General features: G+C 70.5%; 22 protein-coding genes. 10 read left to right on the top strand and 12 right to left on the bottom strand.

All coding sequences use genetic code 11. From position 1 onward, the window contains the following. Positions 1–44: 44 nt before the first annotated feature. From Ate02nite_RS40500 to Ate02nite_RS40475, 6 genes are all read left to right on the top strand, one after another. Complete coding sequence (locus Ate02nite_RS40500; RefSeq protein ID WP_203813228.1) at positions 45–689, top strand: response regulator; 645 nt, start codon at positions 45–47, stop codon at positions 687–689. Positions 690–763: 74 nt separating this feature from the next. Next, on the top strand, positions 764–2,158 hold the full coding sequence (locus tag Ate02nite_RS40495; RefSeq protein WP_203813227.1) for a cytochrome ubiquinol oxidase subunit I: 1,395 nt from the start codon (positions 764–766) through the stop codon (positions 2,156–2,158). A 17-nt stretch (positions 2,159–2,175) separates the two neighbouring features. Further along, on the top strand, positions 2,176–3,171 hold the full coding sequence (gene cydB / locus Ate02nite_RS40490) for a cytochrome d ubiquinol oxidase subunit II (RefSeq protein ID WP_203813226.1): 996 nt from the start codon (positions 2,176–2,178) through the stop codon (positions 3,169–3,171). After that, positions 3,168–4,784 carry a thiol reductant ABC exporter subunit CydD gene (gene cydD, locus Ate02nite_RS40485; RefSeq protein ID WP_203813225.1) on the top strand — a complete coding sequence of 539 codons (1,617 nt, stop codon included), beginning with the start codon at positions 3,168–3,170 and terminating at the stop codon, positions 4,782–4,784. Before cydB ends, cydD begins: the two co-directional genes overlap by 4 nt. Further along, positions 4,781–6,442 (top strand): thiol reductant ABC exporter subunit CydC, encoded by a 1,662-nt coding sequence (gene cydC, locus Ate02nite_RS40480; protein ID WP_203813224.1) that lies wholly within the window; start codon positions 4,781–4,783, stop codon positions 6,440–6,442. The genes cydD and cydC overlap by 4 nt, the downstream gene beginning before the upstream one ends. A gap of 284 nt (positions 6,443–6,726) precedes the next feature. Next, positions 6,727–7,494 carry a hypothetical protein gene (locus Ate02nite_RS40475; RefSeq protein ID WP_203813223.1) on the top strand — a complete coding sequence of 256 codons (768 nt, stop codon included), beginning with the start codon at positions 6,727–6,729 and terminating at the stop codon, positions 7,492–7,494. A gap of 69 nt (positions 7,495–7,563) precedes the next feature. Here the strand turns inward: Ate02nite_RS40475 and Ate02nite_RS40470 are convergent, their stop codons facing one another. Beyond that, positions 7,564–8,829, bottom strand: coding sequence for a sensor domain-containing phosphodiesterase (locus Ate02nite_RS40470; RefSeq protein ID WP_203813222.1), 1,266 nt, complete (start codon positions 8,827–8,829; stop codon positions 7,564–7,566). A gap of 39 nt (positions 8,830–8,868) precedes the next feature. Here Ate02nite_RS40470 and Ate02nite_RS40465 point away from each other — a divergent pair, with 39 nt between their 5' ends. After that, a complete protein-coding gene (locus tag Ate02nite_RS40465; RefSeq protein WP_203813221.1) occupies positions 8,869–9,228 on the top strand; it encodes an SRPBCC family protein in 360 nt (119 codons plus the stop codon). Here the strand turns inward: Ate02nite_RS40465 and Ate02nite_RS40460 are convergent, their stop codons facing one another. The 4 genes from Ate02nite_RS40460 to Ate02nite_RS49245 all read right to left on the bottom strand — a co-directional run bounded on the left by Ate02nite_RS40460 (position 9,229) and on the right by Ate02nite_RS49245 (position 11,551). Further along, a complete protein-coding gene (locus tag Ate02nite_RS40460) occupies positions 9,229–9,963 on the bottom strand; it encodes a dienelactone hydrolase family protein (RefSeq protein WP_203813220.1) in 735 nt (244 codons plus the stop codon). It abuts the gene before it with no gap. A 56-nt stretch (positions 9,964–10,019) separates the two neighbouring features. Continuing rightward, positions 10,020–10,973 carry a hypothetical protein gene (locus Ate02nite_RS40455; protein WP_203813219.1) on the bottom strand — a complete coding sequence of 318 codons (954 nt, stop codon included), beginning with the start codon at positions 10,971–10,973 and terminating at the stop codon, positions 10,020–10,022. Positions 10,974–11,078: 105 nt separating this feature from the next. Continuing rightward, positions 11,079–11,234, bottom strand: coding sequence for a glycine radical domain-containing protein (locus tag Ate02nite_RS40450; RefSeq protein ID WP_354262821.1), 156 nt, complete (start codon positions 11,232–11,234; stop codon positions 11,079–11,081). Then, positions 11,174–11,551 carry a pyruvate formate lyase family protein gene (locus Ate02nite_RS49245; protein ID WP_239148068.1) on the bottom strand — a complete coding sequence of 126 codons (378 nt, stop codon included), beginning with the start codon at positions 11,549–11,551 and terminating at the stop codon, positions 11,174–11,176. The genes Ate02nite_RS40450 and Ate02nite_RS49245 overlap by 61 nt, the downstream gene beginning before the upstream one ends. Positions 11,552–11,790: 239 nt before the next feature. Between Ate02nite_RS49245 and Ate02nite_RS40445 the strand changes: the two genes are divergently transcribed. Together Ate02nite_RS40445 and Ate02nite_RS40440 are read left to right on the top strand one after the other, a co-directional pair. Beyond that, on the top strand, positions 11,791–12,192 hold the full coding sequence (locus tag Ate02nite_RS40445) for a diguanylate cyclase (protein ID WP_203813218.1): 402 nt from the start codon (positions 11,791–11,793) through the stop codon (positions 12,190–12,192). Between the two features lie 83 nt (positions 12,193–12,275). Further along, positions 12,276–13,223, top strand: coding sequence for an NmrA/HSCARG family protein (locus tag Ate02nite_RS40440; protein WP_203813217.1), 948 nt, complete (start codon positions 12,276–12,278; stop codon positions 13,221–13,223). A gap of 53 nt (positions 13,224–13,276) precedes the next feature. On the opposite strand, the gene Ate02nite_RS49240 is transcribed toward Ate02nite_RS40440, so the two are convergent. The 3 genes from Ate02nite_RS49240 to Ate02nite_RS40425 all read right to left on the bottom strand — a co-directional run bounded on the left by Ate02nite_RS49240 (position 13,277) and on the right by Ate02nite_RS40425 (position 15,866). Beyond that, the gene (locus tag Ate02nite_RS49240) at positions 13,277–14,443 is read right to left on the bottom strand and encodes a proprotein convertase P-domain-containing protein (protein WP_239148067.1); all 1,167 of its coding nucleotides are present in this window, start codon (positions 14,441–14,443) and stop codon (positions 13,277–13,279) included. Positions 14,444–14,541: 98 nt separating this feature from the next. Beyond that, the gene (locus Ate02nite_RS40430) at positions 14,542–15,201 is read right to left on the bottom strand and encodes a hypothetical protein (RefSeq protein WP_203813216.1); all 660 of its coding nucleotides are present in this window, start codon (positions 15,199–15,201) and stop codon (positions 14,542–14,544) included. A 101-nt stretch (positions 15,202–15,302) separates the two neighbouring features. Further along, positions 15,303–15,866 carry a DUF4190 domain-containing protein gene (locus Ate02nite_RS40425; protein ID WP_203813215.1) on the bottom strand — a complete coding sequence of 188 codons (564 nt, stop codon included), beginning with the start codon at positions 15,864–15,866 and terminating at the stop codon, positions 15,303–15,305. A 144-nt stretch (positions 15,867–16,010) separates the two neighbouring features. Between Ate02nite_RS40425 and Ate02nite_RS40420 the strand changes: the two genes are divergently transcribed. Further along, positions 16,011–16,466, top strand: a complete 456-nt coding sequence (locus Ate02nite_RS40420) for a YdeI/OmpD-associated family protein (protein WP_203813214.1) — start codon at positions 16,011–16,013, stop codon at positions 16,464–16,466. A gap of 995 nt (positions 16,467–17,461) precedes the next feature. On the opposite strand, the gene Ate02nite_RS40415 is transcribed toward Ate02nite_RS40420, so the two are convergent. From Ate02nite_RS40415 to Ate02nite_RS40400, 4 genes are read right to left on the bottom strand one after another with little or no spacing between them, the layout of a single operon-like run. Next, on the bottom strand, positions 17,462–18,274 hold the full coding sequence (locus Ate02nite_RS40415) for a zinc finger Ran-binding domain-containing protein (RefSeq protein ID WP_203813213.1): 813 nt from the start codon (positions 18,272–18,274) through the stop codon (positions 17,462–17,464). A 47-nt stretch (positions 18,275–18,321) separates the two neighbouring features. Beyond that, on the bottom strand, positions 18,322–18,894 hold the full coding sequence (locus Ate02nite_RS40410; RefSeq protein WP_203813212.1) for a GTP-binding protein: 573 nt from the start codon (positions 18,892–18,894) through the stop codon (positions 18,322–18,324). Continuing rightward, the gene (locus Ate02nite_RS40405; RefSeq protein WP_203813211.1) at positions 18,878–19,252 is read right to left on the bottom strand and encodes a DUF742 domain-containing protein; all 375 of its coding nucleotides are present in this window, start codon (positions 19,250–19,252) and stop codon (positions 18,878–18,880) included. Before Ate02nite_RS40405 ends, Ate02nite_RS40410 begins: the two co-directional genes overlap by 17 nt. After that, positions 19,249–19,674, bottom strand: coding sequence for a roadblock/LC7 domain-containing protein (locus Ate02nite_RS40400; protein WP_203813210.1), 426 nt, complete (start codon positions 19,672–19,674; stop codon positions 19,249–19,251). The genes Ate02nite_RS40405 and Ate02nite_RS40400 overlap by 4 nt, the downstream gene beginning before the upstream one ends. Positions 19,675–19,707: the final 33 nt, after the last annotated feature.

Raw genomic sequence — 19,707 nt, 5'->3', positions numbered from 1 at the left:
TTCGGCACTTGGAACCTGTGGATAACTTCCGATAGGAAAGAGTCATGATCAGAGTCTTTCTGCTCGACGACCACGAAGTGGTCCGCCGGGGCCTTGTCGACCTGCTGCAAGCGGACGGCGACATCGAGGTCGTCGGCGAGTCCGGCTCGGCCCAGGAGGCCGCCCGGCGCATCCCGGCCCTGCGTCCCGACGTCGCGGTGCTGGACGCCCGGCTGCCCGACGGCAACGGCATCGACGTGTGTCGCGACGTCCGGGCGATCGACTCGTCGATCAAGGGCTTGATCCTCACTTCCTACGAGGACGACGAGGCCCTGTTCGCCGCGATCATGGCGGGCGCCTCCGGTTATGTGCTCAAGCAGATCCGCGGCACCGACCTGGTCGACGCGGTGCGCCGGGTCGCCGAGGGGCAGTCGCTGCTCGACCCGGCGATCACGCAGCGGGTCCTGGAGCGCATCCGCAACGGTGTGGAGGCGCCGCGCGAGCTGGCCGGGCTGACCGACCAGGAGCGCCGGATCCTCGAGTTCATCGCCGAGGGCCTGACCAACCGCGAGATCGCGTCCCGGATGTTCCTGGCCGAGAAGACGGTGAAGAACTACGTGTCCAGCCTGCTCGCGAAGCTCGGCCTGGAACGACGCACCCAGGCCGCGGTTCTGGCCACCCGGCTGCTCGGCGATCACCGGTCAAGCTGACAGGACCTTTGGCCCTGCCCGACGGGACGCACCGATCGAAAGGATACGAGCGAATCTGTTGAAAGGATCCGCTCGTGGACGCGCTAGACCTGGCCCGATGGCAGTTCGGGGTCATTACCGTCTACCACTTTCTCTTCGTGCCGATCACCATCGGCATGTCGGTTCTGGTTGCCGGTCTGCAAACCGCCTGGGTGCGGACCGGCAAGGAGCATTACCTGCGGGCCACGAAGTTCTGGGGCAAGTTGTTCCTGATCAACTTCGCGATCGGCGTGGTCACCGGAATCGTGCAGGAGTTCCAGTTCGGCATGAACTGGAGCGACTATTCGCGCTTTGTCGGGGACATCTTCGGGGCCCCGCTGGCAATTGAGGGCCTGCTCGCTTTCTTCCTCGAGTCGACCTTCCTCGGCCTGTGGATCTTCGGCTGGGACAAATTGCCGAAGAAGCTGCACCTGGCGACGATCTGGCTCGCCTCGCTCGGCACGATTCTCTCGGCCTACTTCATCCTGGCCGCCAACTCCTGGATGCAGCACCCGGTGGGCTACGAGATCAACGAGGCCCGCGGCCGCGCCGAGCTGAAGAGCATCGGAGCCGTGCTGACCAACTCGACCACCCTTGTCACCTTCCCGCACACCATCACCGCCTGCCTGCTGACCGCCGGCGCCGTGCTGGTCGCGGTCAGCGCCTGGCACCTCAAGCGGCGCAACCAGGAAGACGTCTTCCGGCCCAGCCTCAAGCTCGGCGCCTGGGTGGTGCTGATCGCCGGGGTCGGTGTGCTGATCACCGGCGACCTGCAGGCCCGGGTGATGACCGAGCAGCAGCCGATGAAGATGGCCGCCGCCGAGGCGCTCTACGACAGTTCCAAGCCGGCCAGCTTCTCGATCTTCACGCTCGGCTCGCTCAACGGCGACGAGGAAGTGTTCAGCGTTCGCATTCCGTCGCTGCTCTCCTTCATGGCGACCGGCAGCCCGAACGGCGAGGTCGAAGGAATCAACAACCTCCAGAAGGAATACGAACAGGCGTACGGCGCCGGAAACTACAAGCCCTACGTCCCGGTCACCTACTGGTCGTTCCGCCTGATGATCGGGTTCGGCGGGCTCGCCATGCTGGTCGCGGCGGCCGCGCTCTGGTTCACCCGGGGCGGGCGGTCACCGCGGAGCCGCTGGCTCTGGATCGCCGGCATCTTCTCCATCGGGGCGCCGCTGATCGCCAACTCGTTCGGCTGGATCTTCACCGAGATGGGCCGGCAGCCCTGGTCGGTGTTCGGAATTCTCAAGACTTCCGACAGCGTCTCGCCCTCGGTCGGGGCCGGCACCGTCGCCACCTCGTTCATCGGGCTCACCCTGCTCTACGGCGTGCTCGCGGTGATCGAGGTCGGGCTCTTCGTCAAATACGCCAAGGCCGGCGCGCCCGAGATCCCACCGGACACCGGTGAGGACGCCGAAGACCGCCCGCTGGCCTTCGCGTACTGAAAGGAGGTTTGCTGATCATGGAATTGACCACGGTGTGGTTCGCACTCATCACCATCCTCTGGGCCGGCTACTTCCTGCTCGAGGGCTTCGACTTCGGCGTCGGCATCCTGCTGCCGTTCCTCGGCCGCGACAACCGGGAACGCCGCCTGCTGATCAACACGATCGGCCCGGTCTGGGACGGCAACGAGGTGTGGCTGATCGTCGCCGGCGGCGCCACCTTCGCCGCCTTCCCGGAGTGGTATGCCACGCTCTTCTCCGGCTTCTACCTGCCGCTGCTGCTCATCCTGGCGGCGCTGATCATCCGCGGGGTCGCCTTCGAATACCGCGGCAAGCGCGACGGCGAGCAGTGGAAGACCCGGTGGGACTGGTCGATCTTCGTGGGCAGCCTGCTGCCGGCGATCCTCTGGGGAGTTGCCTTCGGCAACATCGTCCGGGGGGTACGCCTGGACGAGCACCACGAATACGTCGGCAGCTTCTTCAACCTGCTCAACCCGTATTCGTTGCTCGGCGGCCTGACCACTCTCGTGCTGTTCACCCTGCACGGAGCGGTGTTCCTGGCCCTCAAGACCGACGGTGAGATGCGGCAGCGGGCCAACGCCCTGGCCTCCCGGATCGGCATCCCGGCCGTGGCGATCGCGGCCGCGTTCCTGATCTGGACCGCGATCGCGCACTTCGACGGGGTCGGCGTGGCGCTGTTCGCGGTGGCCGCGCTCGCCCTGGTCGGCGCGCTCGTCGCGAACCGGCTGGGCCGCGAGGGCTGGGCGTTCATCGCGACCGGCGCCACCCTGGTGCTGGCGGTGGTCGGCCTGTTCGTGACGCTCTTCCCGGACGTCATGCCGTCGTCGCTCGACGCCGCGAACAGCCTGAACGTCGACAACGCGTCCTCCACGCCGTACACGTTGAAGGTGATGACCTGGGTGGCGGTGTTCTTCACCCCGATCGTGCTGCTCTACCAGGGCTGGACCTACTGGGTGTTCCGCAAGCGCCTCACGGTGGAGAAGATCCCAGTATGAAGCCCCTGGACCCGCGGCTTCTGAGGTACGCCCGCGCCAGCCGGGCCTACCTCGCGGCCACCGTCGTTCTCGGCGTGGCCCAGGCCGTCCTGATCGTCGTCCAGGCGACCCTTCTCGCGCACGGCATCGCCGCGGTCTTCCTGGATGAACTTTCACTCGACGGCCTCACCCCGACGCTGATCGCGCTCGCCGCGGTCACCGTCGGGCGGGCCGGCCTCAGCTGGCTGCAGGAGGCCGCGGCGGCCCGGTCGTCGGCGTCGGTCAAGGACGAGTTGCGCGGCCGGCTGTTCGCCCGGGCGGCCGCGCTCGGGCCCGGCCGGGTCAAGACCGGCGAGATGATCGCGCTGGTGACCCGGGGGCTGGACGCGCTCGACGCGTACTTCGCTCGCTACCTGCCGCAGCTCGTGCTGGCCGCGCTGATCCCGGCCGTGGTGCTGGCCCGGCTGCTGCCGGCCGACCTGCTGGCCACCGTCACCATCGTGCTCACGTTGCCGCTCATCCCGGTCTTCATGGCCCTGGTCGGCCTGCACACCGAGGCGGCCAACCGCAAACAGTTCCGGCTGCTGGCCCGGCTCGGCCACCACTTCCTCGATGTGGTCGCCGGCCTGGCCACTCTCAAGATCTTCGGGCGGGCCGCGGCGCAGGCCGACAACATCCGCCGGGTCAGCGCCGAGCAGCGCCGGGTCACCATGCGCACGCTGCGCATCGCGTTCCTGTCCTCGCTGGTCCTGGAACTGCTGGCCACGCTGTCGGTGGCGCTGGTCGCGGTCGGCATCGGCCTGCGCCTGGTCGACGGCAAACTCGACCTGGCCACCGCGTTGCTGGTGCTGATCCTGGCTCCCGAGGCTTATCTGCCGCTGCGCCAGGTAGGAGCGCAGTACCACGCGGCCGCCGAGGGCGTGGCCGCCGCCGAAGAGGCCTTCGCCATCCTGGAGTCGCCGTCTCCGGCCGCTGCGCCGGCCTCAGCGGCCGGGGCGACCGGTGGTGCGATTCGCTTTGAGGACGTGGTGGTTCGCTATCGCGAGCGGGATGCGCTTCGACTTTCCGCGACCTTCGAGGCCGGCGAGTTCGTTGCGCTGACCGGGCCCAGTGGGTGCGGCAAGTCGACCGCGCTGAACGTTCTGCTGGGCTTTGCGGCCCTCGAGGAGGGGCGGGTGCTTGTCGGCGGGGCCGAGCTGTCCGCATCGGACCTGCGGGAGCGCATCGCCTGGGTGCCGCAGCGGCCCTATCTGTTCGCCGGGACCATCCGCGACAACATCGCCCTCGGCGCCCCCGCCGACGCCGACGTGAAAGCCGCCGCCCGCCTCGCCGGCGCGCACCACTTCATCGCCGACATGCCGGCCGGCTACGAGACCGTGCTGGGTGACGACGGGGCCGGGCTCTCCGCCGGGCAGCGGCAGCGTCTCGCCCTGGCCCGCGCGTTCCTGCGGGACGCGCCGATCGTGCTGCTCGACGAGCCGACCGCCAACCTCGACGCGGCCACGGCCGAGGGAGTCATGGCGGCGATCCGGCGGCTGGCACACGGCCGTACGGTCCTGATGGCCGCCCACCGGCCCGAACTCATCGCGCTCGCCGGGCGCGTCCTGGATCTCACCCCGGTCGGTGCTCAATGACGTACCTTCGTCTTCTCCGTCCTGGATTTTGGGTTGCGGTTCTGGCCGGCGCCCTGGCCGCCGGCTGCGCGGTCGGCCTGATGGCCACCTCGGCGTGGCTGATCTCGCGGGCCGCCCTGCATCCGCCCGTCCTGCATCTGATGGTGGCGATCGTCGCGGTGCGGGCCTTCGGGGTCGGCCGGGGCGCGCTGCGCTACCTGGAACGGCTTTTCGGTCACGACGCCGCCCTGCGGGCGCTCGGTAGCCTGCGGGTGCGGGTTTTCCGGCACCTCGCGCGGGTGGCCCCGGCCGGTCTCGCCGGTTTCCGCCGGGCCGATCTGGCCCAGCGGCTCGCCGCCGACGTCGACGCGGTGCTCGATCTGCTCACCCGGGTGCTGTTGCCGTACGCGGTGGCGATCGTGGTGGGCGCCGGATCGGTGCTGCTGATCGGCGCGATGTCGCCGATCGCCGGCCTCACCCTGGCCGGCGGCATCCTGCTGGTCGGCGTGGGGGTGCCGCTGCTGCAGGCGCGGGCGGCGCGGCGGGCGGACGGCCGGCTCGCTCCGCTGCGCGGCGAGCTCGCCACCGGCGCGGCCGATCTGCTGCACGGGTTGCCGGATCTCATCGCGTACGGCGCGGCCGCCGACCGCCTCGACCGGCTCGCCCGGGTCGGCGCCGAACTGCGGGCGGCCGAGCGGAGGTCCAGCGTGATGGCCGGACTCGCGGCTGCGGTCACCACCCTGGCCACCGGGCTGTCCGTGCTGGTCGGCCTGGCCGCCGGCGCGGTCGCGGTGCGTTCCGGCGACCTGAAGGGGGAGCTGCTCGCGGTCGTCGTGCTGACCCCGCTCGCCGTCTTCGAAACGGTGGGCACGCTGCCGGCCGCGGCCCAGCGCTTCGCCGCGTGCCGCGCCGCCATGCGCCGCCTCACCGAGGTGCTGGCCACCGTCTCCCCGGTCTCCGAGCCCGCAGCGGTGGCGCTGCCGGCGGGGCCGCACACCCTCGAGCTTGCCGGGGTCGGCGCGGCCTGGGTGCCGGGCCGGCCGGTGCTGCACGACCTCGACCTGACCCTCGCGCCTGGGGACCGGGTTGCGCTGGTCGGGCCGAGCGGGTCCGGCAAGAGCACGGTTGCCGCGCTGCTCGTGCGCTTCCTCGACCCGACTGCCGGGCGCATCACCATGGACGGGGTGGACCTGCGCGACATTCCGTCGGACCGGGTGCGGCAGATCGTCGGCTACCTGCCGGAGGACGCCTACCTGTTCGACAGCACCATTGCCGCCAACCTGCGGATCGCCCGCCCCGACGCCACCGGCGACGAGCTGCGGGAAGTCCTCGCTCAGGCCCGGCTGCGGGACTGGGTGGACGGCCTGCCGCGCGGCCTGGAGACGGCGGTGGGGGAGCACGGCATGGAGCTGTCCGGCGGCGAGCGGCGCCGGTTGGCGCTGGCGCGAGCGTTGCTGGCGGGCTTCGAGGTGCTGATCCTCGACGAGCCCACCGAGCACCTCGACGACGAGACGGCGGCTGCGCTGACCCGCGATCTGCTGGCCGCCGCCGGCGACCGCACCGTCCTGCTGATCACCCACCGCCTGGGCATCGCCGCCGAGGTCGACCGGGTGGTCACCCTCGGCGAACCGGCAATTGCTCCACTGAGGGCGGCGGACGCCGAGCCGCTCCACGCCTAGATTCCGCATGCACCCGGCCGCAAGGTTTGTTCCGCCCGCGGATCCGTGGTGTCGGGGAGTTCCTTTTGTGCGGGAGGCGCCACCTCACGCATCCGTACCGGATGGGTGAGGTGGTTGGGGCGGCGGGGGCGATCGGGCACGATGTATTGGTGAGTCCGGTGAGTCGTCGTCGTAAGAAGTCCAACTCCCGTCCGGGGGATGGGCGGGTCGTTCGGGCGGTGGGGGCGGCTTCCGCGCCTTGTGACTGCCCGGAGTGCTTGGGTGCGGGGCCGGCGTTTGATCCGGTGGTCTTTCTGGATGATCTGACCGCCGAGGCCGGCGAACTTCTCGTGGCCGAGGATCCGCTGGAGGCCGAGCTGTACGGGGCGAACCTGATGGCGGCCGGTGCGCTGTTCGGCGAAGAATTCGCCGAGGGGCTGTCCGGCAGCATCGTCCCGGCGTTGGTGCGGTCGTCCACTGCGGAGTCGGTCGCGGTGCTGTTCGCCATCGATGCCGTGGCCGATGGCGCCGGGGCGGGGGAAGCCGCCCGGCGCCTGCGCGAAACCGGCGTCGCCGTTCCCGGGTGGGTCGACGAGCTGTCCGCGCCGGTGACGATGGGGTTCTGCCGGCGCTACCACGACCCGGTCGGCGAGGTGTCGATGCTGCTGGGAGGCTTCGAACGGGCCGGGCGCACGCACGGCTTCATCGTTGACGTCGATCACGATGACTGCGACGCGGCGGTGTTGATCACGCTGGTTCCGGGCAGCGTGCTGGACGACGCTCCCGAAATCATCACGGATGAGGCCCGCGATACCGGGGTGACGCTCATCGCCGAGGAACTGGATCCGGGCGAGTTCCGCCGGCAGGTCGAACGGGCCCTGAACGCCCGCGCCGTGCACGACCGGGGCCCCGCCCTGTCCGCCGAGGTCGAAGCCCTGGACCATGACGACATCGGGTCGAGCTATCCCTGGCTGGCCGTGCTGCTCCGGGCCCGGATCCGGACTCTCCCCGAGCCGCCGCGGCCACCGGCCGCGCACGGCAGCGGCGACGGTCCGGACATCCGGCCGCGCTGAGGGTGCCTGCAGGTCGCTGGAGCTTCGAAGAAAGCCGGCGAGCGGCCAAGGAATTCCGGCCCGCCGCGATCACCCGAAGGTTGACGGAGCAGCGCTGACCAGGCCGCCGGAAGCGGCCGGGGCGAGCCAGGGCAGCAGGGCCCGGGCGGCCTCCAGGACCAGCGAGCGGTCGTGGGTCAGGGCGAAGTCGAACCGCCGCTCCCGGTCGGGGCCGGTGTCGCCGACGTCGCGGGCGACCAGCGCGGCCGCCCGGTGCGGGCCCACCACGATCACGTTCCACTCGCCGCGCAGCGGGTCGGCCGGCCCGAAAGCGGTGCCGTGCACGCCCGGCGCGGGCTCGTCGCCCAGGCCGGTGCCGAGCGCGGCGACCAGCGGGCTGTTCGCGGCGATCCGGGTGAACCGCACGGCCGTGGCCGCCGTGAAATGCCGCTCCTCCTGAAAACAGGCGAGCAGAACGGGCGGCTCGCTGCCGTCCCCGGCCAGGGCCTCCAGGTGACGGCTCATCGACATCAACCGGCCTTTGGTCGTACGGGTGACCGGCCGCCGCCCGCCGATGATGTCGAACGGCGTACCGATGCTGAGGCCTGGCGGCTTGATGAACGGCAGCCGGGAGCCGGCCCGGACCTGCGCGGGAAGCGGCCCGGGCCGGCCGTGGTGCCAGCCCTGCCCGACGGTCGCGCCCATGGTGCGGGCCAGCTCGGCGTGCCGGGCCGTCTCGATGCCCTCGGCGAGGATCACCGCGCCGCTGGCCTCCGCGTAGGCACTCACCGCCGCCACCACCCGGGCGGTGTGCGGTTCGTCCGGCTCGCGCAGGAGCTGCATGTCCAGCTTGACGACGTCCGGGTGGATGAACGGCATCAGCGCGAGCGATCCGGGATCGGCGCCGACGTCGTCGAGGGCGACACCCCAGCCGGCCGCCCGCACGCTGGTGGTCGCGGCCAGCAGCCCGGCCGGGTCGTGCGCGATGGAGCGCTCGGTGACCTCCGTGACGACCCGCAGCCGCTGCCGGGCCTCCTCGATCGCGCCTGCCAGGTCGGCCGGGCAGGGCACCCGGGAGGCCGCGGGTTCCATGTTGACGAACCAGGTCAGCACCGGGTCGGGGTCGGCCGCGAGGATCGTGCGGAACGCCACCGCCCGGCACACCCAGTCGAGCTCGGTCTCCCGGCCCACCGCGCGGGCGGCGGCGAACAGGGCGTCCGGTGTGTGCAGGGGCGTGTCGGCCGGACCTCGGGTCAGCGCCTCGAAGCCGAGCAGGCCACCGCCGGCCAGGTCCACCAGGGGCTGGAAGACGGTGGTCACGGCGCGCTGGTCGATCACCTCGTGGATGTCAAGCACCTGAGAACTATCGGCGGCCCGCTCACTAGTCTGAGCGTTGTGATCGTGGCCGGGCATCGCAAGCGCACCCAACCGGCACCTCCGCACGTCGTCTTCGAGGCGCTCACCGAGCCCGATCGGGACCCGGCCCGGCCCTGGCTGACGCTGCTCGCCGACGAGCAGCGCCCGGTGGTGCTCGAGGCGGCGAAGCCGCACCTGGTGGTCTGGAGTTCGCTGTGGCCGCGCCGCCCGGACGCCCAGGTCCGGTTCGACCTGACGAGCGACGGCGGCTTCGGCACCCGGCTGGCCTGGACGCTGCTGGTGGACGAGCCGATGCCGGACGACTCGCTCGTGGGTCACCTGCGTAAACGCCTCAACGAGCTGATCAACGCGAGCTACCGCAACAGCATGGACCAGTAGCTACCGGCCGCGCAGGAACGAGGCGGCCGACGCGTACGCCAGGTCGCTCAGCGCCGGGTCGTGCCGGGCGCCGACGTCGCGCATGAAGGCGTGCTCGCCGCCCTGGTAGAGGTGCAGCTCGACGTCGTCGAGGCCGGCCGCGTAGAGGGCGGAGATCACCTGCAGGCGGGCGTCGGCCGGCACGTGCGGATCCTGCGACCCGAACACGATCATCAGCCGGCCGTTGATCTCGGCGGCCCGGGCCAGCGAACCCGCGTCGGCGTCGGCGCCCACCGCGCCGTTCTGCAGGCCGGTCGGGTAGAAGCAGACGGTGGCGGTGACCCGCTCGTCGAACGCGGCCCGGAACGCGAGGTGCCCGCCGATGCAGAACCCGGTCGCGAACAGCGTGGTGATATCGGCCCGGCCCTGCATGTAGTCGAGGACGGCGACCCGGTCGGAGTCGAACTGCGCGACGGTGGTGGAGGCGGCGCCGTCGAGCCCGGCCTGCTTGCCGGCGTCGTCGAACTCGAGCGCCACCCCGGCGAGCGGCCCGCGCGGGTAGATCTCCGGCACCACGACGACGAAGCCCTCGGAGGCGAGCCGCCGCGCCGACCGCAGCGACGACTCGGTCAGCTGAAAGATGTCGGTGTAGAGCAGCAGCCCCGGCCACGCGCCGTCGCCGACCGGCCGGATCACCGCGGTCCGAATCTCGCAGTCCGGCGCCGGCACGGAGACGATGTCCTCGATCAGCTTCACATCGAGCACCCTACCGACGCAGCCCCGCACCTCCGGCCCGCCCAGACCGCGTGTCGTCAAGCCGTCGGCGGATCGCCCGCCGGCGGCGTAGGGGAATCCGGCGGCGCAGGGGAACCCGGCGGCGCCGCAGAACTGGACAGCTCGTCCGAGGACGCCGATGCTGCCGGATCCGGCGCTGCCGGGAAGACCGGAGGCTCGGAGTAGGCCCAGGATCCGGGCAAAGCCGGAGGCGGCCCGTAGAAGGGTGAAGGCTGGGGGAATGCCGCTGGCCCGGAGTAGGGCGAGGGCTGGGGGAACACCGGCGGACCGTAGAACGCCGGCGGCTGGGGGAATGGTGGCGCTTGAGGGAACGGCGGCGACGCCGCGAACATCGGCGGACCATACGCGTACGGCTGGGGGTAGCCGTAAGGCGGCGGGTACCCGAAGGGCGGCGGGAAGCCGGGCACCTGCGGCCGGAAGAAGCGGTTCGCCGGGCCGGTGAACAGCAGGATGAGGGCCGCGGCCGCGAGCCCCAGCGCGAGCAGGGAGAGGCCGTTGCCGATAACCCCGACGACGGTGGAGAACGCGCCGGTGTCAAGGCTGTCCAGCTTGTCGTAGAACGCCGAGTCGTAGTCGGAGCCGTAGTCGAACTCGCTGTAGTCGTCGGTGCCGGAGTCGAACTCGCCGCCGCCGGCCAGCGTCAGGCCGAGGATGCCCGCGAACGCACCCCCGACGCAGCAGGAGAGCAGGCCGAGCAGCACCGGCGCGGCCAGCCCGAGCGCGGACAGGATCCGCGACACGTTGTGGCCGCGGTGCAGGCCGCGGGCCGTGAAGCCGAGCCACACCGCGACGGCCAGCGTGGGGATCGCGGACACCAGCGCGCCGATCACGCTGGAGGCGCGCTCACCGTTGACGTCGTCCGGGTCGGCGTCGGCGACCGCTCGGGCGGCCTCGTTGATCAGGCTGAGGTAGTGGATCGCCCCGGTGATGGCCGCGAGGACCGACAGGAGCAGCGCCGCGGCGACGCCCACTTGGAAAGCGTAGGCAACGGTCACCTGGGTCGGCCGTCGCGACGGTGCTGCAAGATCCACGGCGTGCAGGCTACGGATACGGGGCGGTCACCGGAAGGCCGAATATCACAATGCGCCGTGAAAGGTGCGGGAGATGACGTCGGCCTGCTGTTCGGTGGTCAGCTTCACGAAGTTGACGGCGTAGCCGGAGACCCGGACGGTCAGCTGCGGGTACCGCTCCGGGTGGGCCATCGCGTCTTCCAGGGTGGCCCGGTCGAGCACGTTGACGTTGAGGTGGAAGCCGCCGCCGTCGGTGTAGCCGTCGAGGATGCCGGCCAGGGGAAGGTGGAGGTGCGGCCCAGCAACATGGCCGCGCCGTTCTGCTCCTTGGTCGCGGCCAGGTAGGCGCGACCCGGCGGTAGTCGGCGCCCGTAGGCGTCGGGCAGCCCGGTGATCAGGTGCGAGCGCCGGGCGGCGAGCACGTCGGCCGGGTACGCGTCGAAGACTCCGTCGTTGTGGGTCTTCCGGTACTGACTGAAGATCGTCCGCACGGTGGAGTCGAGGCTGTAGCCATAGGCCGCCAGGCCCGACTGCACCATCCGCAACCCGCCGGCCGGCATGATCGCGCGGCGCGGAGGTCTGCAAACCGACGATCAGCTCGTCTCGCGCCAGCTGTCGCCCCGGAACCCGCGCCAGGCGTCCCGCGATGAGCCCATGTCGTCGCCTCCTTGCTCCTCAGCCTCGCGAGTCACGCGTCCTGCGGACCAGGGCCATTGGTCCCCTAATGCAGCCCCCGCGCCGACCGAAATGACGGGCTCCTCAACCCCGGAAGGTGGGCATGTTCAGCGCGGTGCTCGTTATCGACGTGACCGGCGACGGCGACCAGGACCTGGTCCGGGCGGCCTTCGCCGAGGCGGTGCGCGGCCGCGTGCCCGGCCTCCCGGACCTGCCGGTCCGGTTCGGCGGCAGCGACGTGACGGTCCTTCTCCCGGACCTGCGTTCGGCTTCCCAGGCGTACGACGTAGCCGGCGCCCTGGCCGCCGAGGTGGGCCCGCTGGTGGTGGCCGGCCGGCTCACCGGCATGACGGCCAGCATCGGGGTGGCCGCCGGAACGGAACGCGAGGAACTGACCCGCCGCGCGACGGTGGCCATGCACGAGGCCCGCCGCTACGCCCCGCAGACCAGTTGGGCGATCTGGCGCGAGTCCTTCGACCGGCACGAGCTGTCCGAGGCGGCCTGAGACGCACGTCTCTTCAAATCTGAAATAGATTGACCTCGATCCAGGTTGGAGCGATCACAACCGGAAAGAGGGAGCAGAAAGTCATGAACGAGAAGAAGGTCATCGCGGTCGTCGGCGCTACCGGAGCTCAGGGTGGCGGTCTGGTCAAGGCGATCCTGGCCGACCCCGACGGCGGTTACGCGGTGCGTGCGCTGACCCGGGATACCACCTCGCCCCGGGCGCAGGAGCTGGTCAAGCTCGGCGCCGAGGTGGTGCAGGCCGACAACTACGACGAGCAGAGCCTGACCCGGGCGTTCGCCGGTGCCTACGGCGCGTTCCTGGTCACCAACTTCTGGGCGCACATGTCCGCCGACAAGGAGCTGGAGGAGGCCACCAACCTGGCCGCCGCCGCCCGCCAGGCCGGCCTGAAGCACGTCGTCTGGTCGACCCTCGAGGACACCCGCGACCACATCCCGGCCCACGACGACCGGATGCCCACGCTGCAGGAGAAGTACAAGGTTCCGCACTTCGACGCGAAGGCCGAGGCGGACAGCCTGTTCACCGCGGCGGGCGTGCCCACCACGTTCCTGCGCACCACGTTCTACTGGGAGAACCTGGCCACCGGCTGGGGCGCGACCCGGGACGCGAACGGCGTACTCACCCTGGCCCTGCCGATGGGGGAGAGCCGGCTGGCCGGAATCGCCGTGGACGACATCGGCCGCACGGCGTACGGCATCTTCAAAGCCGGCAGCGAATTTGTCGGCCGGACCGTGCACATCGCCGGGGAGCACCTGACCGGCGAGCAGATCGCGGCCGGCCTTGGCCGGGCCGTCGGCGAGCCGGTGGTCTACCGGCCACTCAGCCACGACGCCTACCGGGCGCTCGGTTTCCCGGGCGCCGATGAGGCCGGCAACATGCTGCAGTACTACACCGAGTTCGACGACTACTTCACCGGTGTCCGCGACCTCGGCCTGGTCCGGCGGCTCAACCCGGAGCTGCAGACCTTCGAGCAGTGGCTCGCGGTGAACGGCCACACCATCCCGACCGCCTGACGATGCTGAACGCCGGCCGCCCTCCGCGAAGGAGGGCGGCCGGCGCTTTTGCGTCAGACCGTGAGCGTCCAGGTGTTGAGGTAACCGGTGTCGCCGGAGTAGCCGTCCTTCACGCTGAGCGTCCAGGTGCCGTTCGACGTCTCGCTCGACAGGTTCGCGGTGTAGGTGGTGTTGACGTTCGCGGTGCTGTCCGAGGTGCTCGTCGACTTGAGGATGTAGTAGGTGCCGTCCGGGGCGTAGAGCCAGACCGAGACGTCGCCGCGATACGGGTGGACGACGTATACGTAGATCGACGAGGTGCTCGAGGCCGCCGAGTGCGAGCAGCCGGAGATGGTGATCGAGCTGGTCACCGCGCTGCCGGCGTCGGGGATGGTGACGTCGGTGCCGTTGGTGGCCGTGCAACTGCCCGCCGTCGACGTGGCGGTGGCCGTAGCAGTGGCGGTGGCCGTAGCAGTGGCGGTGGCGGTCGTGGTCGCGGTTGCGGTCGAGCCGCCGCCCAGCACGGTCGTGACGGTCACCGTGCTGTTGGTGCAGGCCGCCGCGTACGAGGTCAAAGAGCTCTTCTCGGCGCTGTCGACGCTGAGCCCCCACCGGGTTTTCGTCGCCGTCCATTCGGTGATGTAGCGGCAGTAGACGCTGGACAGCGACGGCATCCACTCGGCCGGGTCGGAGTCGCTCTTGGACTGGTTGACGTTGTCGGTGACCGCGACCAGCGGGCGGGCGTCACCGAGGTCGTTCGCGTACGCCTCGCGCTGCGCCGCCGTCCAGTTCCGCGCCCCCGAGTCCCAGGCCTCGGCCAGCGGCACCATGTGGTCGATGTCGAGATCCGACGGGTCGGTCCAGGTCGCGCCGTCGTAGTAGGAGAGCCACTTCCCGCCGGTGAGGCTGCACCCCGAGCCGACCGTCGGCGCGGTGGTGGCCTCGGCGATCAGCACCTCGTAGCGGGTGTTGCAGCCGTCGCCGTCGGCGTCGATCCATAGGTTGAACAGGTCCCGGTCGTAGCCGGTGCGCACCTCGGTGGCGACCGGCAGGTTGGCGACCATCGTGCGCAGCGGCTGCGAGACGGTGGCGGCCTGGGCCGGCCCGGCCGTCGCGACGACGGCGATGCCGCCGCCGAGCAGGGCGGTCGCCACGGCGACCGCGATTTTCCACCGTCGTGGGCGGGCTTCGAGCGGTGCGGGCGGTTCGAGAGGGGCAGAGACCCGGAGGGTACGGCTCATCGCTGGCTCCTGACGCCTGGGGGTTTCGCCGATTCTCAGCCGTCAGGTATTGAAATATGTCATTCCAATTGGTTCATAGCCGGATGCTTATGCCCTCGTCATTCGGCGAACGTCTGGAACTCGGTGACCCGGGGAGTGCCGCTCGCGAGGAGGATCTCGAAGTCGATCTTCTGCAGGGCGACCGGCGAGAACGTGATCGTCCCGGCTGCCGTGCCGGTGGCCAGCACCTCGTCGTTGTCGTGGTTCCGCAGCCGCCAGGACCGGATCGGGCCGGCCGCCTGCCGGATCACCACCCGGGACAGGGTCACCGGCGTGGTCCACTTGACCGAGACCCGCCCGGTGGTTCCGATCGGCGACCAAAAGGTGTCCAGCTTGCCGTCGCGTACGTCGTTGAAGCTGGTGCCGTCGGCCTTGCTGGAACCGTCCGCGTCGGCGAAGGCGTCGAGGCTCAGGTTGGGCCCGCCCGTCGGGGCCGTCGTCGTCGGCGGGGTCGTGGGCTTGGAAGTCGGCCGGGTCGTCGGAGTGGGGCTGGTCGTCGGTTTCGTGCTGGTCGCTGCCGGAGGTGACGCACTGCCAACGGTCGCCGCCGCTGTCGCCGTCACGGAGGGCGGCTGCCAGGGCCCCGGCAGTGCCGCCGACGGCGTGGTAGATACCGACCGCGTCTCGCGGAGCAGGAACAGCACGGTGCCGGTCAGCAGCAGGACGCTGACGGCCACGGCCAGCACAAGCGTCCATCGGGCGCGATCTTCGGTAGCCACGAGGAGTGAGAGTATCGATGATCCGTGATCATCTCGACATCTGAGTGATCGGTGTAAAGAAAACGGGCGGCACCGGAGTGCCGCCCGTCCACTGTCCTACGTCAGCTACCGATGGTGCAGAGCGTGTCGAACGCCGCGCCGTCCGTGCCGATCTTGTCCTCGAGCCCGGCCGGCATGTTGCCGGTCTTCACGGCGTCGAGCAGCGCCTTGTAGTCGTTGGCCAGCGTCTGGGTCGCCGCCTTGACGTCGTCGTGCTTGGCCTTGGCCGCGGCGGCGTTGAGGCCGTCGACGGTCGCCTGCAGCGACGCCTCGTCGGCCGCGCTGCCGCTCTTGATGATGGTGTCCTTGGCGGCGGTGCAACCCGGGTCGAGGACCGTCGAGTTGGAGACCGCGGTGACGGCGATGATGATGCCGACCACGCCACCGATGACGAACAGCGAGGACAGGATGAGGCCGGTAACCGCCAGGCCGCGGCCCTTGGCCTTGCCCTCACCGGTCTTGAAGACGCCGATCAGGCTGAGGATGAAGCCGATCGGGGCGAAGACGAACGCGAAGATCAGACCGGCGATGGCCAGGCCGCTCGTGCCCTGCTGCTGCGGGGCCGGCGCCGCGTAGTTCTCCTGGCCGGGAGGAGGAGGCGGGGGGAGCTGCGAGTCGAGGGACACTATAAGGATCCAATCAGGTTTTTTTCAGGTTCAGCGACCCGGGACGGTACTTGTTCGACCGCCGAAAAGCTGCCCCGTATCTCAATCGTTATTTCGATGGCTCTCTTCATGATCAACTCGTAGCCGAACCGCTACCGTGAGCCCATGAGCGAGACACTGACCCTGACGCTGGAACCGCGCGGCCCGGCCGGCGCGTTCGTTCTCTCCGACGAGCAGGTCGCCGCGGTGGGCGGCGGCCGCAAGGCCTTCCCCGTGCGGGTCACCGTCAATGGCGTGACCCTGCCGCTGCGCTTGGCCCGGATGGGCGGCGAGAACATGATCGGCCTGGCCCGAGCGGCCCGCGAACAGGCCGGCGTGACCATCGGCGCGGCCTACGAGGTGAACATCGCCGCCGAGGACGGCTTCCGCGCGGTGGAGGTCCCCGACGACTTGGCCGCCGCCCTGGCCACCGACGACAAGGCCCGCACCACCTTCGAGGCGATGGCCTACTCCCACCGCAAGGAGTTCGTCCGCTGGATCACCGAAGCGAAGCGCGAGGCCACCCGCACCCAGCGAGTAGCCAAGACCCTGGAGATGCTGAATTCCGGCGAACACCGCTAAAAGCTTCAAGATCAAAGCCCTTCGCCGGTACGGCCATCGCCGCCCACAACCGCAACCACACCCGACCGCCGCCACCCCGCGACCACCGCACAACACCGGCGCGTGCAGCGCCTCTCGCGCATCCAGACCCCCAACCCCAACCCCGCCCGGCACGTTTGTTACCGCGGTCAGGACGAGGCTCGGCCGGCGCGTCACAGGCCCGTTGGTGCCGGAAATATGCGGTATGTCGGTGGACTGGTGTTGGCGTCGGCCACGAGGCGGGCTCGCGGGCCCGCGACGGGAAAGGCCCGCCCGTCCGCCCGCCGGCCTCGGCACATCCGATCACCGTGCCAGCAATCGCCAATGAACTACCTAAATGCGTGCGAAACACTCCAGGCCGGTGTGCAGAAGGTTGTGCGGCTTGGCGCGCCGACTTCCGCGCCGGCAAGTCACAGATCTTGGAAAGGTAGAGCAGCAGACGGGTAGTCAAATCGACAAGTTCGCCGCGGGCCGACCCGTCGCTGCCGGATATAAACGGTATGTCGGGGTGCTCCGGCCAGAATGTGGGAGCGTCGCCCGCAAGGCGAGATCGTGGGTCCGCGATGCGGGACGCGCGTCCGGCCACCGGCCCCGGCACATCCGATTACCGCGACGTCAGACCCAGACCGCAGCTCGCCGATGATCGGTGGCCTGCTGGCTAGGGCCGCCGGTTGGGGCCGCCGGGTTGGGCCGCCCTGTTGGGCCGCCCGGTTGGGCTGCCCGGTTGGGGCTGCCCGGCCGGGGGCCGCCGGGTTGGGCCGCCGGGTTGGGCCGCCCGGTTGGGCTGCCCGGTTGGGGCTGCCCGGCCGGGGGCCGCCGGGTTGGGCCGCCGGGTTGGGGGCCGTCGGGTTGGGGCCGCCCGGCTGGGGGCCGCCGGGCTTGGGGTCGGGCCCGCCCGCAGCGGGCGCGCGGAGGGTGAGTTGGCAGCTGCCGGGACCGAGTGCCACGGGAGTGGGCCGGCGCGTACGGAAAAGGGCCTAGATCTTGTCGGTTGATCTTTCGGCCAGGCCGAGCGGGCCGGCTATCGGGTTCCAGACCGCGATGAACTGTTTCTTTGCTCCCTGGGCCTGTTTTGAGGAGGCCTGTCCGCGCTGCCAGGCTGCGTTTCGGGCGGTGGTGTCCTTGCAGTCGCCGGTGGCGGCCGGCTCGGCCCAGGAGACGAAATGGGCGTCGGCGGCCAGGGCGAAGCCCAGGGCGGCCCGCAGGGTGGAGCGGACCGCCTCGCCGTTGTCCAGGGCGGACACGTCGGTGGCCTCGGTGTCGGCGATCTGTTTGGTGCGTTCGTCGCCGACCGTGCGCATGTCGGTCAGGGCGGCCGGCACGTCCTTGCAGCGTTGTACCCGTTCGATCGCGCTGTTGAGTTTGGCGCGGCTGGCGGCGCTGCGGTCGAGCAGCGCGTCGATCGCCGCGGCCTGGTCGCGGGCCGATCCTTTCGCCGCGGCGGCGGTGGTGGCGGGCGGCGCGACTGTGGGCTGGGCCGCCGCCACCGGCTTGTCGGGGCGGCCGCGCGCGACGATGACCACCACCAGGGCCAGGCTGAGGAGCGCGACCATGCCCAGGCCCAGCAGGCTGAGCAGGACGCCGGTGCTGGGGCCGCTCCTGGGCGCGGGTGGCAGCGGCGGCGCGAACTGCGGGGTCGGCGGCGGCGCGATCGGGCCGGGCGACGCCGACCCCGGCGCGAACTGGGTGGTGTTGGTGGGCGGGGGTGGGGTGCCGTTGAGCGGCGCGCCGCAGCGGGCGCAGACGCCCACCGACGGATTGTTGTCGAGGCCGCACAGAGGGCAACGCATGTGGCCAGGCTATCGATGGAATGCCACTGCCGGTTCCCCCATACGCCCTACCCCAACCGCCTGGTCAGTACCTCCTCGGTGAGCGCCACCAGAACGTCCTTCACCGACACGCGGTCGCGGGCGTCGCACTCCACAATCGGCACCGCGTCCGAGACGCCGAGGGCGTCGCGGATCTCGCGCAGGTCGAAGCGCATGCCGCCGTCGAACCGGTTCACCCCGACGATGAACGGGATCCGGTTCTCCTCGAAGTAGTCGATCGACGGGAACGAGTCCTCCACCCGGCGGGTGTCGATCAGCACGATCGCGCCCAGGGCGCCGTCGACCAGGTCGTCCCAGAGGAACGAGAACCGGTCCTGGCCGGGGGTGCCGAACAGGTAGAGCAGCAGGGCGTCGTCGAGGGTGATGCGGCCGAAGTCGAGGGCCACCGTGGTGGTGGTCTTGCCGGACACGGCCGAGGTGTCGTCCACCCCGATCGAGGCCTCGGTCAGCTCCGCCTCGGTGACCAGTGGCTCGATCTCGGAGATGGCCCCGACGAACGTCGTCTTGCCCACCCCGAAACCGCCGCTGATCACAATCTTGACGGCAATCGGTGGTGCCACCACGTCAGAGCGCGCGGACACGATCCCGGATCCTTTCGATCAGACTGATGGAGAGTTCGGCCGGCTGCTGTTCGATCCGCAGGTAACCCTCGGTGATCAGGTCACCGGCGATCACCCGGACCACGCCGAGCGGGGCCCGCAGGGCCGCCGACAGGTCGGCCAGCGACCTCGGCTGCTGGCACAGCTCGACGATCCGCCGGGCCTCGAACCGCAGTGGCGCGGACAGCGCGGCCGGGGCGGCCCGCAGCTGGGTCTCGATGCGCAGCCCGTCGTGCACCGTCTGGGTGCGCCCGCCGGTGAGCATGAACGGGCGCACCACCGGGTCCTCGTCGTACGTCGACGGCGGCGGCCGGTGACCGGCACGCGGCTCATCGGTCATCGCGGCAGGTGCTGCCGGGATTCGGCGATCAGCGCCGGGGTGAGCAGGTCGCCGAACCGCTCGGCCAGCATGGAGATCTCGTAGCCGACCAGGCCCAGATCGCAGTCGCTGCCGGCCACCACCCCGAGAACGCTCCCACCGGAGATCTGCGAGACCAGCAGGAAGCCCCGGCGCATCTCGATCATGATGAGTTTCAGGCCGTCGAAGTCGTACCGGCGGGACGCGCTGCGGGCCAGGCTGGCCAGACTGGACACGATGGCGGCCAGCTGGTCGGCCTCGGCCCGGTTCAGCCCGTCGGAACCCGCGATCAGCAGACCGTCGGACGAAACGGCCACGGCATCGCGTACGCCGTCGGTCTGGTGAACGAAGTTGCCGAGCAGCCAGTTGAACTGGTGCCGGTCGGCCGACGCGTCGACGTTCATGCCTTCTCTTCCTGCTCTTCCTGTCATCGGGCC

The organism is Paractinoplanes tereljensis, assembly GCF_016862435.1.
In the GTDB taxonomy this organism is placed as follows: domain Bacteria; phylum Actinomycetota; class Actinomycetes; order Mycobacteriales; family Micromonosporaceae; genus Actinoplanes; species Actinoplanes tereljensis.
This window is presented reverse-complemented; position numbering and strand designations above follow the sequence as displayed.

Coding starts and splice junctions, on each gene's coding strand:
- Ate02nite_RS40500 (WP_203813228.1), top strand. CDS start 45: ATGATCAGAGTCTTTCTGCTCGACGACCACGAAGTGGTCCGCCGGGGC.
- cydB (WP_203813226.1), top strand. CDS start 2,176: ATGGAATTGACCACGGTGTGGTTCGCACTCATCACCATCCTCTGGGCC.
- cydD (WP_203813225.1), top strand. CDS start 3,168: ATGAAGCCCCTGGACCCGCGGCTTCTGAGGTACGCCCGCGCCAGCCGG.
- cydC (WP_203813224.1), top strand. CDS start 4,781: ATGACGTACCTTCGTCTTCTCCGTCCTGGATTTTGGGTTGCGGTTCTG.
- Ate02nite_RS49245 (WP_239148068.1), bottom strand. CDS start 11,551: ATGGTGCAGTCGGGCCTGGCGGCCTATGGCTACAGCCTCGACTCCACC.
- Ate02nite_RS40445 (WP_203813218.1), top strand. CDS start 11,791: ATGTTCAGCGCGGTGCTCGTTATCGACGTGACCGGCGACGGCGACCAG.
- Ate02nite_RS40440 (WP_203813217.1), top strand. CDS start 12,276: ATGAACGAGAAGAAGGTCATCGCGGTCGTCGGCGCTACCGGAGCTCAG.
- Ate02nite_RS49240 (WP_239148067.1), bottom strand. CDS start 14,443: ATGAGCCGTACCCTCCGGGTCTCTGCCCCTCTCGAACCGCCCGCACCG.
- Ate02nite_RS40420 (WP_203813214.1), top strand. CDS start 16,011: ATGAGCGAGACACTGACCCTGACGCTGGAACCGCGCGGCCCGGCCGGC.
- Ate02nite_RS40415 (WP_203813213.1), bottom strand. CDS start 18,274: ATGCGTTGCCCTCTGTGCGGCCTCGACAACAATCCGTCGGTGGGCGTC.
- Ate02nite_RS40405 (WP_203813211.1), bottom strand. CDS start 19,252: ATGACCGATGAGCCGCGTGCCGGTCACCGGCCGCCGCCGTCGACGTAC.
- Ate02nite_RS40400 (WP_203813210.1), bottom strand. CDS start 19,674: ATGAACGTCGACGCGTCGGCCGACCGGCACCAGTTCAACTGGCTGCTC.